The organism is Serratia sp. NA_13, from assembly GCF_052691735.1.
The window spans coordinates 41,336-54,301 of record NZ_JBQZFV010000011.1 but is presented as its reverse complement, the minus strand read 5'-3'; the positions used below and the strand labels follow the sequence as shown (position 1 = coordinate 54,301).

At 56.0% G+C, this 12,966-nt stretch carries 13 protein-coding genes; 7 read left to right on the top strand and 6 right to left on the bottom strand.

Annotated elements, in window-relative coordinates; translation table 11 throughout:
* Nucleotides 1–537 precede the first annotated feature (537 nt).
* Both ACUTSU_RS15645 and ACUTSU_RS15640 read left to right on the top strand, forming a co-directional pair.
* Entirely contained in the window at nucleotides 538–2,001 is a 1,464-nt protein-coding gene (locus ACUTSU_RS15645) for a serralysin family metalloprotease (protein ID WP_445652187.1), read from the top strand.
* 52 nt (nucleotides 2,002–2,053) lie between these two features.
* Nucleotides 2,054–2,431 carry an AprI/Inh family metalloprotease inhibitor gene (locus ACUTSU_RS15640; protein ID WP_445652186.1) on the top strand — a complete coding sequence of 126 codons (378 nt, stop codon included), beginning with the start codon at nucleotides 2,054–2,056 and terminating at the stop codon, nucleotides 2,429–2,431.
* A 37-nt stretch (nucleotides 2,432–2,468) separates the two neighbouring features.
* Here ACUTSU_RS15640 and ACUTSU_RS15635 read toward each other — a convergent pair whose 3' ends face one another.
* Complete coding sequence (locus ACUTSU_RS15635; RefSeq protein WP_261152884.1) at nucleotides 2,469–3,095, bottom strand: lysoplasmalogenase; 627 nt, start codon at nucleotides 3,093–3,095, stop codon at nucleotides 2,469–2,471.
* A 160-nt stretch (nucleotides 3,096–3,255) separates the two neighbouring features.
* Between ACUTSU_RS15635 and ACUTSU_RS15630 the strand changes: the two genes are divergently transcribed.
* Complete coding sequence (locus ACUTSU_RS15630; protein ID WP_445652185.1) at nucleotides 3,256–3,621, top strand: DUF2500 domain-containing protein; 366 nt, start codon at nucleotides 3,256–3,258, stop codon at nucleotides 3,619–3,621.
* 1 nt (nucleotide 3,622) lies between these two features.
* On the opposite strand, the gene ACUTSU_RS15625 is transcribed toward ACUTSU_RS15630, so the two are convergent.
* Nucleotides 3,623–3,895: a DUF1145 family protein gene (locus tag ACUTSU_RS15625; protein WP_006317223.1), complete on the bottom strand. Its 273-nt coding sequence runs from the start codon at nucleotides 3,893–3,895 to the stop codon at nucleotides 3,623–3,625.
* Nucleotides 3,885–4,505, bottom strand: coding sequence for a 16S rRNA (guanine(966)-N(2))-methyltransferase (gene rsmD, locus ACUTSU_RS15620; RefSeq protein WP_445652184.1), 621 nt, complete (start codon nucleotides 4,503–4,505; stop codon nucleotides 3,885–3,887). The genes ACUTSU_RS15625 and rsmD overlap by 11 nt, the downstream gene beginning before the upstream one ends.
* Nucleotides 4,506–4,850: 345 nt before the next feature.
* Here rsmD and ftsY point away from each other — a divergent pair, with 345 nt between their 5' ends.
* From ftsY to rpoH, 4 genes are all read left to right on the top strand, one after another.
* Nucleotides 4,851–6,461, top strand: coding sequence for a signal recognition particle-docking protein FtsY (ftsY, locus tag ACUTSU_RS15615; protein WP_445654372.1), 1,611 nt, complete (start codon nucleotides 4,851–4,853; stop codon nucleotides 6,459–6,461).
* Nucleotides 6,462–6,466: 5 nt separating this feature from the next.
* Nucleotides 6,467–7,138, top strand: coding sequence for a cell division ATP-binding protein FtsE (gene ftsE, locus ACUTSU_RS15610; protein WP_012004692.1), 672 nt, complete (start codon nucleotides 6,467–6,469; stop codon nucleotides 7,136–7,138).
* A complete protein-coding gene (gene ftsX, locus ACUTSU_RS15605) occupies nucleotides 7,128–8,081 on the top strand; it encodes a permease-like cell division protein FtsX (RefSeq protein WP_445652182.1) in 954 nt (317 codons plus the stop codon). The genes ftsE and ftsX overlap by 11 nt, the downstream gene beginning before the upstream one ends.
* A gap of 316 nt (nucleotides 8,082–8,397) precedes the next feature.
* Complete coding sequence (gene rpoH / locus ACUTSU_RS15600) at nucleotides 8,398–9,255, top strand: RNA polymerase sigma factor RpoH (RefSeq protein ID WP_012004694.1); 858 nt, start codon at nucleotides 8,398–8,400, stop codon at nucleotides 9,253–9,255.
* A 59-nt stretch (nucleotides 9,256–9,314) separates the two neighbouring features.
* Here the strand turns inward: rpoH and ACUTSU_RS15595 are convergent, their stop codons facing one another.
* From ACUTSU_RS15595 to panM, 3 genes are read right to left on the bottom strand one after another with little or no spacing between them, the layout of a single operon-like run.
* Nucleotides 9,315–11,312 (bottom strand): hypothetical protein, encoded by a 1,998-nt coding sequence (locus ACUTSU_RS15595; RefSeq protein ID WP_445652255.1) that lies wholly within the window; start codon nucleotides 11,310–11,312, stop codon nucleotides 9,315–9,317.
* 46 nt (nucleotides 11,313–11,358) lie between these two features.
* The gene (locus ACUTSU_RS15590; protein ID WP_445654371.1) at nucleotides 11,359–12,576 is read right to left on the bottom strand and encodes a DUF3142 domain-containing protein; all 1,218 of its coding nucleotides are present in this window, start codon (nucleotides 12,574–12,576) and stop codon (nucleotides 11,359–11,361) included.
* Nucleotides 12,573–12,965 (bottom strand): aspartate 1-decarboxylase autocleavage activator PanM, encoded by a 393-nt coding sequence (gene panM / locus ACUTSU_RS15585; RefSeq protein WP_445652180.1) that lies wholly within the window; start codon nucleotides 12,963–12,965, stop codon nucleotides 12,573–12,575. The genes ACUTSU_RS15590 and panM overlap by 4 nt, the downstream gene beginning before the upstream one ends.
* Nucleotide 12,966 lies beyond the last annotated feature (1 nt).

Genomic DNA, 12,966 nt, shown 5'->3' with positions numbered 1-12,966 from the left:
GGATGAGAATAATTACTAACTGTGAGGCAGGCGCTATCGCGGGTGGCGCAAGGCCGTTAGACGAGAAAATAAATGGCTATTCCCTTAGAAACTTAAAAGTCCCGTCGGCTAATAATAAAGAGTTATTAATATATAACTCTTTAGCTAAATTTAACTTTTAGGGGGCTAAATGCCAGCACGATCCGCTTGTATCTGTAGGCCGCATTTTTGTTGAAGTTTGTTGCTAACTTGTGACTTTCAGGTTTCATTTAGATTGTAATTATCGCCAAAAACCAGCATAACTCTCCTTCGTTATGAAAATATATAGATGATTATTTTATGTGCAGTTTTGCGCACCTGCCTATAATTGGAATCGATTACCGTTTATAGAGGTAATCTTATTTGCTGATATATATGCATTAATTCTATCTAACACACTGCCGGTAACGGCGCATAAGTCCCTGCCCGTTAGCTGGCGGATCGTTCTCCGTGGCTGGCAGGCAGGTTATGTCTATCTGACTGATTGATAACGATCAGCTAATGAGTGGAATCGAACCAATGCAATCTACTAAAAAGGCAATTGAAGTTACTGAATCAAGTCTCGCAACTACTGGCTCCGGCTACAATGCTGTAGACGATCTGCTGCATTATCACGAGCGTGGCAACGGGATTCAGGTTAATGGCAAGGACTCATTTTCTAACGAACAAGCTGGGCTGTTTATTACCCGTGAGAACCAAACCTGGAATGGTTATAAAGTTTTTGGCCAGCCGGCTAAATTAACTTTCTCATTCCCGGACTATAAGTTCTCTTCCACCAACGTCGCCGGCGATACCGGGCTGAGCAAGTTCAGCGCGGAACAGCAACAGCAGGCCAAACTGTCGCTGCAATCCTGGTCTGACGTGGCCAATCTTACCTTCACTGAAGTTGCCGCCGGCCAAAAGGCCAATATCACCTTCGGCAACTATAGTCAGGATCGTCCTGGCCATTATGACTATGGTACGCAGGCCTACGCTTTTCTGCCGAATACTATCTATCAGGGCCAGGATCTGGGTGGCCAGACCTGGTACAACGTCAACCAGTCCAACATCAAACATCCGGCCAGTGAAGACTATGGCCGCCAGACGTTTACCCACGAGATTGGCCATGCGCTCGGCCTGAGCCACCCAGGTGAATACAACGCCGGGGAAGGCAACCCAACCTACAATGACGTTACCTATGCCGAAGATACCCGCGAGTTCAGCCTGATGAGCTACTGGAGTGAAACCAACACCGGTGGTGACAACGGTGGGCACTACGCGGCAGCACCATTGCTGGATGACATTGCTGCCATTCAGCATCTGTATGGCGCCAACCTGTCTACCCGCACCGGTGACACAGTGTATGGCTTCAACTCCAATACCGGTCGTGACTTCCTCAGCACCACCAGCAACTCGCAGAAAGTGATCTTTGCAGCATGGGATGCGGGCGGTAACGACACCTTCGATTTCTCTGGTTACACCGCCAACCAGCGTATCAACCTGAACGAGAAGTCCTTCTCCGATGTCGGCGGGCTGAAAGGCAACGTGTCTATCGCGGCGGGTGTGACCATTGAGAACGCCATCGGCGGTTCGGGTAATGACGTGCTTGTTGGCAACGCAGCCAACAACGTGCTGAAGGGCGGCGTGGGCAACGACGTACTGTTCGGTGGCGGCGGGGTGGATGAGCTGTGGGGCGGTGCAGGCAAGGATATCTTTGTCTTTTCAGCGGTCAGCGATTCTACGCCGGGCGCTTCCGACGTGATCAAGGATTTCCAGAAAGGCACTGATAAAATCGATCTGTCGTTCTTTAATCAGGGCAAGCAGAGCGGTGACCAAATTCACTTCGTCGATCATTTCAGCGGCTCTGTGGGTGAAGCGTTACTGACTTATGATGCTTCGAATAATGTCAGCGATTTGGCGCTGAATATCGGTGGCCATCAGGCACCGGACTTCCTGGTGAAGATCGTGGGTCAGGTAGACGTCACCACTGATTTCATCGTGTAACAGTGAAGGTAACGCCCGGCGCATTCTGGCCGGGCTTTATGCGGGAGCCGATATGAAGGGCAGCTTGGCATGCGCCGCCATAATGGCGGGAAATATGATGGTAACGGGGGCAGCTATGGCCAGCAGTTTGGTTCTTCCTTCCGCGCAGTCTCTGGCGGGTCAATGGCAAGTTGCCGATGCGCAGCAGCAATGCCAGATTGAATTTTTGGCCAGCGAACAGAGGGCAACCAACGGCTATCAATTGATTGATCGGCAAAATTGCCTGAAAAAAGTTTTAACGGCTGAGGTGGTCGGCTGGCGCCCGGCACCGGATGGCATTGCTTTATTGCAGGCAGACGGCAGCACGCTGGCGTTCTTTTCGCGGGATGGGGACGTTTATCGTAACCAGCGTGGTGCCGATGACGGTTTGACTCTCAAGGCTCTGGCTTAGTAGCAGCGGGTTCGGCAGCCGAACCCGCCCTGAGTCACTACAGGTACAGCGAACGGACAATCAGGAAGTGGCCGGAGAAATAGCAGAAGGCCACCAGCGCATCGGCCGCGCGGAAGCTAAAGCGATAGCGATTAAGCAGCCAAATAACATTGGCCAGCAACAGCAGTGAGGTCCCCGCCAGCAGCGAGAAACCGAAATCGGTGCTGCGCATAAAGTACTGCTCCCCTGCCAGCCACACCATTAGCAGCGTCATCGCGACCAGGGTGGCAATCGGCCAGCGCATTTCTTCCAGCCGGGTCCAGATGGTCGCCAGCAACAGCACGCCAATCACCAGCAGCGCCAGTGGCAGTGGCCAAAACAGACTGAAGGTCATCTGGCTGGCGAAGCTCAGGGTATACAGCAGGCTCGAGAGGAAAAATGCGCCGATGGCGTACAGCACGCGTTCACGCGGCAGCAGCAACAGAGCGTCGCCGATCAGCGTCGCCAACAGGCCGAGAACGATCAGATAGCCTGCCGCACCCAATACCGGCGCTTGCCAGGCCAGCAATAACAGCAACAGCAGGGTAACAGGTTTAAATACCCAACGTTGCCAGCGCGGCCCACGGTAGGAGGCGTCGACGAACAGCCAACCGGAAAAGAATACGGCAAGGAACGGCCAACTCATATGTCTTCCTTATTCATTATGGGAGCCACAGCCTCCGGCTCCAAATTGTCACCAGTGTCACTTCCTGCTTGCAGTGTAGGCAGTAGGCCTGTAATCGACAACGCTTTCTTGAGAATGCTATGTTTACGCTGATTTAACCGCGAAGGGAATGGAAATAGAGATGAGCAAACCGCCGCTGTTTTTTATCGCCGTGATAGCACTGATCGCCGTACTGGCCACGCAGCGCTATTTCAACCAGCGCCGATCTGAGGCGGAAAATGACCGCGCGCCGGTTCGCAGCCTGCAGGTTACGGTGAGCGAGAAGCGTGAATTCCCTGCCTCAAATAACCGTTCACGCCAGCGCGAGCATATCGTCAATGAGGTAATGCGCTATGAAGTGGTGTTCCACCCGCAGCGTGGGGGAGAGGACATCACCCTGCGGCTGAAACAGCAGCAATACAACCCGATAGAGAAAGGTGCGCAGGGCATGTTGATGGTGCAGGGCACGCGTTTTGTGTCATTCACCGCTCAGCCGGCGCCGCACTAAGCTATTTTCTTTTGATTGGCGGCTGCTTTTTCTGCCAGGCCAGCAGTTCGAAGACGCCAAAGATGAAGATCTTGGCTTCCTGCCAGTAGCTTATCGGCTGATCTTTCGGTTGCGTGGATTTCAGCAGCACCAGTTGTAACCCGTGCATCACCACCATAAAGAACAGCGCCACGTCGATGAAGTACTTCAGCGGCTTGGGAAAAGGGTGAAACAGATTGGAGAGCAGAAAGCCCCATACGCACAGCATCAGCAGGCGACCCAGATTAATCAGCATTGTCGGTTTTCTCTTGAGAACGGATATAAAGACGGTAAGCCACCTGACCGGCGACTTTTTCACGGTGTAGCTGCCAGTTGGCCGGGACGTCGGTGGCGGCGTTTTCGGCTTCGGCCTCTATGTAGATCCAGGCTTCATCGGCCAGCCAGCCCTGTTGTTCCAGCAGCGTGACGGTTTCCGCCAGCAGCCCTTTGCGAAAAGGCGGATCGAGGAACACCACGTCAAACGGTTGGGCATTTTTCGCCAGCCAGCTCAGTGCGTTGGTATTGACCACATGGCCTTTGCCTTGCAGCAGCGCCAGATTCTTTTCCAACTGCTGCGCCACCGGGCGTTCAAACTCCAACAGCGTAACGCTACCGGCATAGCGGGACAGCGCTTCCAGGCCGAGTGCACCGCTACCGGCGAAACAGTCCAGGCAACGTGCGCCCTGGATCACCGGTGCCAGCCAGTTAAACAGGGTTTCACGGACGCGATCGGTAGTGGGACGTAGCCCAGGGCTATTGGGCACTGGCAGTTTCCTTCCGCGCCATTGGCCGCCGATAATACGGATCTGCCCAGCCGCAGCCTGAGGCGGTTTTTTTGCCGACGCCCGTGGCGATATTCTTGTCATAGGATTGGTTTATTTCTGTTTGGGGCGGTGAAGGCCGCACAAGTTAACGAAAAGTTGCCTCTATTCTACCGGTGAGACGCGCCGGGGGAAACGTTAAAACTTTGTTGCCTGATTTCACCGTGGAAAGCATACCGGATGCGTGTTGCTGGGCGAGGGAAAGTGATAGACTCGGCGAATTATTGTCAGCATATACCCAAAATAATTGAAGATGCATCAAGACGGCAACAGCGTGAGTCCCCAAGAGCTTACTCAGGTAAGTGACTGGGGGGAATGCTGGCAGCCAACGCAGAGGCGTTTTCAAGTATGAAGGGAAAGCAAGCCTTCGGTACGGAGTAGAGTCATAACATGGCAAAAGATAAGAAACGCGGGTTTTTCTCCTGGTTGGGCTTCGGCCAGAAGGAAGAAGAGCAACAGCAGCCTGAGACGGCGGTAGAACCGGCGGAACATCAGGCCGTGGAGGCCCCGGCTGAACCGGTTGCACCCAAGCTCGATGACCAGCTCCCCGCCCAGGAATCTGAACCTGCCGCCTCCGTAGAAACCCCGGGAGAATGGGACGGCAGCCTGACCGGCGAGCATATCGCAGAAAGCGTGCCGGTGGTTGCCGAGCACCCAGCAGCGGCTGAAGCGCTGGCGGAAGAGATTGTTACTATCACCGAACAGGTGGCGGCAGAACAGCAGTCGGTGACAGAGGAAGAGATTGCCGAGTCGGTTGCCGTTATCGAACCTGAAACGGTGGCCCTGATTGAGCCGGAAGTGGTTGTCGTACCCGAGCCAGCAGCGGTTATCGAACCTGAACCGGAAGTGATTGCGCAGCAGCCTGTTATCGAGCCTGCGCCAGAACCGGTTATTGTGCCAGAAGCGGAAGCGATCGAGCCTGAACCTGAGGTCATTACGCCAGAGTCAGAACCAGAGCCTCTGCCGGCCAGTGTGGCGCTGGAGCCGATTATCGTCGCTCCGGCCATTATTGAAGAGATTGAAGAACAACAATCTGAACTGCCGGCCCCTGCGGTGACTCAGGAGCAGGAACGCCCAACTAAAGAAGGTTTCTTCGCCCGCCTGAAACGCAGCCTGGTGAAAACCAAACAGAATCTGGGTTCCGGTTTTATCGGCCTGTTCCGCGGCAAGAAAATCGACGACGATCTTTTTGAAGAGCTGGAAGAGCAGCTGCTGATTGCCGATGTCGGCGTGGAAACCACGCGTAAAATCATTACCTCTCTGACTCAGCATGCCAGCCGCAAGCAGTTGAAAGACGCCGAGGCGCTGTACGGCAAGCTGAAGGAGGAAATGTCCGAAATTCTGGCTAAAGTTGATCAGCCGCTGGATGTTGGCGGTAAAAACCCGTATGTCATTTTGATGGTTGGCGTGAACGGCGTGGGTAAAACCACCACCATCGGCAAGCTGGCGCGCCAGTTCCAGGCGGAAGGCAAATCGGTGATGCTGGCGGCGGGGGATACCTTCCGTGCGGCGGCGGTGGAACAACTGCAGGTATGGGGTGAACGTAACCGGATCCCGGTGATCGCGCAGCATACCGGGGCAGACTCCGCTTCGGTGATTTTTGACGCGGTACAGGCCGCCAAGGCTCGTGGCATCGACGTACTGCTGGCCGATACCGCCGGGCGTCTGCAGAATAAAGCGCACCTGATGGAAGAGCTGAAGAAAATCGTCCGCGTCATGAAAAAACTGGACGACCAGGCCCCCCATGAGGTTATGCTGATTCTTGATGCCAGCACCGGGCAGAATGCTGTCAGCCAGGCGAAATTATTTAATGAAGCCGTAGGCTTAACCGGTATCACACTGACTAAACTGGACGGTACCGCCAAGGGCGGGGTGATCTTCGCCATTGCCGATCAGTTCGCTATCCCGATTCGCTATATCGGTGTTGGGGAAGGCATCGAAGATTTGCGGCCGTTTAAGGCTGACGATTTTATTGAGGCACTTTTTGCCCGAGAGGATTAATACGGATGATTCGCTTTGAACAGGTCAGTAAAGCTTATCTGGGCGGACGGCAGGCCCTGCAGGGGGTTGATTTCCATCTGCGCCCGGCAGAGATGGCGTTTCTGACCGGCCATTCCGGCGCGGGTAAAAGTACCCTGCTGAAACTGATTTGTGGCATAGAACGGCCGAGCGCCGGCCATATCTGGTTTGGTGGTCACGACATCAGTCGCCTGAGAAACAGTGAGGTGCCGTTCCTGCGTCGTCAGATCGGCATGATTTTCCAGGATCACCATCTGCTGCTGGATCGTACGGTGTATGACAACGTGGCGATGCCGCTGATTATCGCCGGTGCCAGTACCGAGGACATCCGTCGCCGCGTTTCCGCCGCGCTGGACAAGGTCGGGCTGCTGGATAAGGCGAAAAACTTCCCAATCCAGCTTTCCGGTGGTGAGCAGCAGCGCGTGGGTATTGCCCGTGCGGTGGTGAACAAACCGGCGGTGCTGCTGGCGGATGAGCCAACCGGTAACCTGGACGATGCGCTGTCGGAAGGCATCCTGCGTCTGTTTGAAGAATTTAACCGTGTTGGTGTGACCGTGCTGATGGCCACCCATGACACCGGGCTGATTGCCCGTCGCAATTACCGCACTCTGCGTCTGAGCCAGGGTCGTATGGCTGGAGGAGCGCATCATGGCGAATAACGCAAAAACCGCCAAGAGCAAAGCGCTGCGCGGTGGCTGGCGTGAACAATGGCGTTATGCCTGGATGAATGCCATCAAGGATATGCTGCGCCAGCCGTTGGCAACGTTGTTGACGGTGATGGTGATCGCTATTTCTCTGACGCTGCCGAGTCTGTGTTACATCGTCTGGAAAAACGTCAGTACTGCGGCTACCCAATGGTACCCGACCCCACAGCTGACGGTTTATCTGGATAAATCCCTTGATGACGACGCGGCGGTGAAAGTGCTCGACGCCATCAAGGCGGAAGCCGGCGTCGAGAAAGTGAATTATCTGTCGCGTGAAGAGGCCCGGGGCGAATTCCGCAACTGGTCCGGCTTTGGCGGCGCACTGGATATGCTGGAAGAGAACCCATTGCCGGCGGTAGCTATCATCACGCCTAAAATGAGTTTCCAAAGTTCCGACACCCTCAATACTCTGCGCGATCGCGTAGCCGCGGTACAGGGTGTGGATGAAGTAAGAATGGACGACAGCTGGTTTGCCCGCCTGGCGGCGCTGACCGGGCTGGTGGGCCAGGTAGCTGCGATGATCGGCGTGCTGATGATTGTGGCGGTCTTCCTGGTGATCGGCAACAGCGTACGGCTGAGCATCTTCAGCCGCCGTGACACCATCAACGTGATGAAGCTGATCGGTGCGACCGACGGCTTTATCCTGCGGCCGTTCCTGAATGGCGGGGCCATGCTGGGCTTCTTTGGCGCATTGCTGTCGTTGCTGTTATCCGGCGGGATGGTGTGGCGTCTGGAGTCGGTGGTCACCGGCGTGGCCAAGGTGTTTGGCACTACCTTTACCCTGCACGGTCTGGGTTGGGATGAGGCTTTGTTGCTGTTGATTGTCTCCGCGATGATCGGCTGGATCGCCGCCTGGCTGGCGACGGTGCAACATTTACGTCGATTTACACCACAATAAAGTTTTTTTGGTATACTCTTCTCCTGCTGCTCCGAGCGTGTTGTGGGAGAAGAGCTACCGGCACCAATCCAAGCCCCATCCAGTCTCTTCTTTGCGCACAAATTCCCTATCGGCCTGAGTCTTCGTCACGTATTGTCATGCACAATATGATCGAAAAACTGTGAACCAATAGGGCGGAACACGGTCAAAATCTGCAGCAAAATGTTATGGTGCCCGGCGTGTGGACCGCTTTTGCAATAGCAACTGCCGTAAAATCAATTATTTTCCCGCCGTGATAAATCACCTGCATGACCTGTTTTTTCAAGAGAGGGTTTGAATGACCAAAGAAATGCAAACTTTAGCTTTAGTGCCCCAGGGCAGTTTGGAAGCCTATATCCGGGCCGCCAACACCTATCCGATGCTGACGGCAGAGGAAGAGCGGGAGCTGGCTGAACGGCTGCATTATCAGGGCGATCTGGAAGCCGCAAAGCAGCTGATCCTGTCTCACCTGCGCTTTGTCGCTCATATTGCCCGGAATTACTCTGGTTATGGCCTGCCGCAGGCGGATCTGATCCAGGAAGGTAATATCGGCTTGATGAAAGCTGTTCGCCGCTTCAACCCAGAGGTTGGGGTGCGCCTGGTTTCCTTTGCGGTGCACTGGATCAAGGCAGAAATTCACGAGTACGTACTGCGCAACTGGCGTATCGTCAAAGTTGCTACTACCAAGGCACAGCGCAAGCTGTTCTTTAACCTGCGTAAAACCAAGCAGCGTCTGGGCTGGTTCAATCAGGACGAGGTGGAGTTGGTGGCCCGTGAACTGGGCGTGACCAGCAAGGACGTACGCGAGATGGAATCCCGCATGGCGGCACAGGATATGACTTTCGATCCAACGCCGGATGACGACGCCCGTGAAGGCCAGTCGATGGCGCCGGTGCTGTACCTGCAGGATAAAAGCTCTGACTTTGCCGAAGGTATCGAAGAAGATAACTGGGAAAGCAACGCCGCAGACAAACTGGCCTACGCGATGGAAGGGCTAGACGAGCGTAGCCAGCATATTATTCGTGCCCGTTGGCTGGACGACGATAACAAGTCCACGCTGCAAGAGCTGGCCGATCAGTATGGCGTTTCCGCTGAGCGTGTTCGTCAGTTGGAAAAGAATGCCATGAAGAAACTGAAAATGGCGATCGAAGCCTAATCTCGAGTAAGCGTTAAAAAGCCCGGCTAGCCGGGCTTTTTTGTGCCTGAAATTCGGCGCTATAGCGTAACAGCTGCGAAGTCTGGCGCTGGGCAGCTATAGCCAAACTTGTTGGCCCAGGGATAGCGAGACCCGGTGTTGATATAGCGCTGATACAGTGCCTGACCGGTTTTTGCATCACGTTTGATCACCCAACCGGCGGCATTACACAGCACGGCGGCATAGGCCTGGCTTTTTGGCGGCAGCAAATCGGCGGCCTGCTGGGCCAGGGTGACGGCTTGCCAACGGTAGTGCAGGAAGCGATTGTCCTGTGGCGGTAGCGCTGCTTTGGCCCGTGCCGCCTCCGCGCCGCTGATCCAACTCTTATGTTTGAGTTCGCGGGTATCAAACGCATCTCCCAGATAGGAATAACCTGCGTCATAAATCGCGTAATCCGGCGTCATCTCATAACCGGTGAAAGTTAGCCCTTGTGTGCGCAGTAGCGTGGCCGCCTGATAATAGGCTTTGGCGCGCTCCAATTTGTCGGCGGTTTTATCCTGTGCCGTCTTCAGAGTATCGGCGTACTGCTGCGCCACTTGGCGATAGTTAGGGATATCAAAATAGCCCATGGCCTCTTGAGGACGTCCGGCGCGCATCAGTCGCCGCGCCAGCAGCTCGCGCAGCTGTATCTCCGGCGTCAGTGGCTGACCGCTGTACTCGTCCGGATTGACCGGTTTGAGCGGCGTAGTGGGCGCTGGCGCATGCTTATCGACAAAGCCTTTCAGCTCGTCGGCGGTCAGCACCCGTTCGGCCACGTCGGCGACGTCGGCCCAATAAATATCTTTACCGCGATACAGGAAATCCATTGCCTGCAGATAGTCGCCGCGATCCAACGCCAGGATCGCCTGTTCACCCGCAACCCGACATTCGGGCACGATGGTTTCTTGTACAAAGTCGACATTGCGCTGCTCGCCCCAGCTTTCACTGGATGGGAAAGCGGCCGCCGCTTTGGCGTAGTTAGCGGTCGCGGTTTTAACATCACCGTCACGCAGCGCCATCTTGGCGCGTAGCCACCAGGCCAGGCCGCTGTCACCGGCGTGTTTCAGCAGGCTGGCCGCCATGGGATATTGCCCGGCGCGGTAGGCCAATGCTGCCAACCGGTCGCTGCCGCTGAAGCCGCTTTTCACCGAGGCGTCCAACAGCGTCAGAATTTGGCTGATAATCTGCGTTGAGCGGCTACCGGTGCCGTCCGTGTCGGCCATTTGCAGATTACTGCTGCGAGCGAACAGTTCAATGGTCACCAGCTGCTGGATCAGCGGATCGGTAATTGCCTGTTTTAGCGTATCGAAGTGATCAGGATTGACCAGATAACTGGAGACGTACTGCAACGACCGTCCGCCGTCTTGATCCCCCTGCGCCGCCTGTTGGGCATACAGCCGCGCCGCTTGAGTCACGTCATTGAGCCACAGGTGGATACGCGCCTGCTGGCCGAGACTGCTTAGCGCCAGTTGATCCGGATCGGCCGTGCCGCTTTTCACTCGCTCAATCACCTGCTGGAAAGCTGTCAGCGCTTGCTCCAACTGTGGTTTTGCCGGGTGTTTGACCGTCGCAGCCGGTTCGCCACTTTCGTTCTCTGGCGTGCCGCGATCGCCCATCAGCAGTCGGCCGAGTGAGTATTGCGCTCGCAGCCCCCAATCGCCCTGCTCTGCAATGGGTAGCGCCAATACCTGCTGGAAGTATTCGCCTGCACGCGGATCCTGGCCGGCAAAGGCCACTGCGCCCAGTTGGTACAGGCGAGTGGCGTTAGACAACCCTTGAGTATTGACCGCATCGGCTTCTTCAACCGTTTTGGCAGCGCGCATTTTGCCGATGATGATGGTTTCCGGCGACTGCGGCATCGGTTTCGGCGGCATGGGGGGGGGTGGCGCTTTCCATAACGGCAGCTGTTTATCCACGGTGACCAGGCGCCCAGCCTCAAAGGCAAAGTTACCTTCCGGCATATACAGCAGCGTGCCATTGCGATCGACCAGCAACCGGTTAGGGAAATCCGGCCCGCAGGCGTAGCCGTTAATCGGCATCGCCAACGCAGAGGCGATCAGGGTCGCCAGTGGAAGAGTGCGAGCATTAAGGTGTGACAAGGGTGCCTCCTGGCGTCAGTTGTTGGCAGCGAAGCCAGCCCAGTGGGCGGGATTGCCCGGCGCGTAACTGGTCGTCGTTAATCAGGACAAAGCGTTGCCGTTGAGGCTCACTTTCCAGCCGGTAGTTGCCCGCGGTATCTGCCGCCAGACAGTCGCTGGCGGTGATGACAATTTCATGGGGCAGCGGGGCATCAACCGGCCCGTTATTATGAATTATCAGATCATACAGCCCATTTTGCTGTGGCTGAGGGCTAAATTTTACCTGCCAGCTGGCGTTAAGCGGTTGGTTTTCAATCACGGCCCGCAGCGTCGTCAGTGACCAGGCGCGGCGATCGCCCGCCAGCGGCAGCCGGAACCAGATAATGCCACGCAGGTGTGGCGTGGTCTGCGCGTTCAATTGATGCAAAAAGTCGGCAACCTGTTGCGGTGCGACCGTCAGCTCTCGCGTGGTCCCGGCCACACGCAGCGAGGCTTCGCTTTCAACCTGCGCGCCCTGTGCATCAAACCCCACCAGACCCATGCCATAGGCGGGCAGGGCCACCCGGAAGGGCTTCGGCGTTATTTTCGCGTACTGCTTTACCCAGCGCAGTGCCAGCGGGCCGGAAAATAACCCTTGCTGCGGAGACAGCACCGCATGTACCTGCAGTACCGAAGTGTCCACCTGCTGTAATATACCGGGCAGCGTCACTGAGCCGATCCAGGTCGGTAAGGCGGTGATACCCAGTTGCAATGAGCGAGGTAGCTGCTGGCGCAGTTGCTGAAGGAAATGCTGATAGTCGGGCAGGCGAGCGGTGGCGGCGTCGTGATCGATTTCAACGCCGATGACCTGCAGCCCGGCGGCTTGCCACTGATGCAGCTGTTTTAGCAGGCGCTGGCGAATAGCAGATTCGTCCAACTGCGCCAACTGCCCGTTCAGGCGCACGACCAGCCACAGCGGGCGGCCATCTTGTTTCAATAATGGGAGATTAGCCGGGATTTCACGCCAGCCTTCGCGCGGATGTACCTGCAAACCCAGCACCCGTAACGTAGAGAAAAGATCGCGGCTTTGTGCCAATGCCGCAGCATGTTGCGGCGTCCAGACTCGTTGCCAAACGTAGACCTGGTTATCCCAGGCTTGCTGTAGTTGCAGTGCCTGCTGGTGGCCGCCAAACCAGGCGATCAATGCCAGTGCCAGCATTAATAACGCCATTAGCCCGCGTTTCATTGCTGCCAGAGTTCGCCTTGTTGAGTAAAACCGCAGGCGCGCATAAAGTTATCCACTTCACCACGTTCGCGCGCGGTCAGACCGGCGGTCAAAAGCTGCCAGTGCGTTATCTGCGGCAATTGGCGCTGGGCGTCCTGTACCAGATACAGCCCGACGCCGCGACGGCGTGTCACCTCACGCACCAGTAAATCCTGCAGTTGGGCATGGTCGCCGTCCAGCTCGATTTTCACCGCACCGAGCAACCGTTCGTTGAAGCGAGCGGCAAACAGGGCTTTATTGCCACCCAGCCAGCTTTCCCACTGCTCCGGCTGCTGATGCGGCCAGATCTTGCCAAGGTCGATAAGGTCTTGCGGGGACAGCGTGGTTAATCGCTCAATAGTCAGTTTCATG

What these genes read in the sequence shown, in the direction of transcription:
- ACUTSU_RS15590 (WP_445654371.1), bottom strand. Translation starts at nt 12,576, where the DNA reads ATGAAACGCGGGCTAATGGCGTTATTAATGCTGGCACTGGCATTGATC.
- rsmD (WP_445652184.1), bottom strand. Translation starts at nt 4,505, where the DNA reads ATGACAAGAATATCGCCACGGGCGTCGGCAAAAAAACCGCCTCAGGCT.
- ACUTSU_RS15625 (WP_006317223.1), bottom strand. Translation starts at nt 3,895, where the DNA reads ATGCTGATTAATCTGGGTCGCCTGCTGATGCTGTGCGTATGGGGCTTT.
- panM (WP_445652180.1), bottom strand. Translation starts at nt 12,965, where the DNA reads ATGAAACTGACTATTGAGCGATTAACCACGCTGTCCCCGCAAGACCTT.
- ACUTSU_RS15595 (WP_445652255.1), bottom strand. Translation starts at nt 11,312, where the DNA reads ATGCCGATTAACGGCTACGCCTGCGGGCCGGATTTCCCTAACCGGTTG.
- ACUTSU_RS15640 (WP_445652186.1), top strand. Translation starts at nt 2,054, where the DNA reads ATGAAGGGCAGCTTGGCATGCGCCGCCATAATGGCGGGAAATATGATG.
- ACUTSU_RS15635 (WP_261152884.1), bottom strand. Translation starts at nt 3,095, where the DNA reads ATGAGTTGGCCGTTCCTTGCCGTATTCTTTTCCGGTTGGCTGTTCGTC.
- ACUTSU_RS15645 (WP_445652187.1), top strand. Translation starts at nt 538, where the DNA reads ATGCAATCTACTAAAAAGGCAATTGAAGTTACTGAATCAAGTCTCGCA.
- ftsE (WP_012004692.1), top strand. Translation starts at nt 6,467, where the DNA reads ATGATTCGCTTTGAACAGGTCAGTAAAGCTTATCTGGGCGGACGGCAG.
- ACUTSU_RS15630 (WP_445652185.1), top strand. Translation starts at nt 3,256, where the DNA reads ATGAGCAAACCGCCGCTGTTTTTTATCGCCGTGATAGCACTGATCGCC.
- ftsY (WP_445654372.1), top strand. Translation starts at nt 4,851, where the DNA reads ATGGCAAAAGATAAGAAACGCGGGTTTTTCTCCTGGTTGGGCTTCGGC.
- rpoH (WP_012004694.1), top strand. Translation starts at nt 8,398, where the DNA reads ATGACCAAAGAAATGCAAACTTTAGCTTTAGTGCCCCAGGGCAGTTTG.
- ftsX (WP_445652182.1), top strand. Translation starts at nt 7,128, where the DNA reads ATGGCGAATAACGCAAAAACCGCCAAGAGCAAAGCGCTGCGCGGTGGC.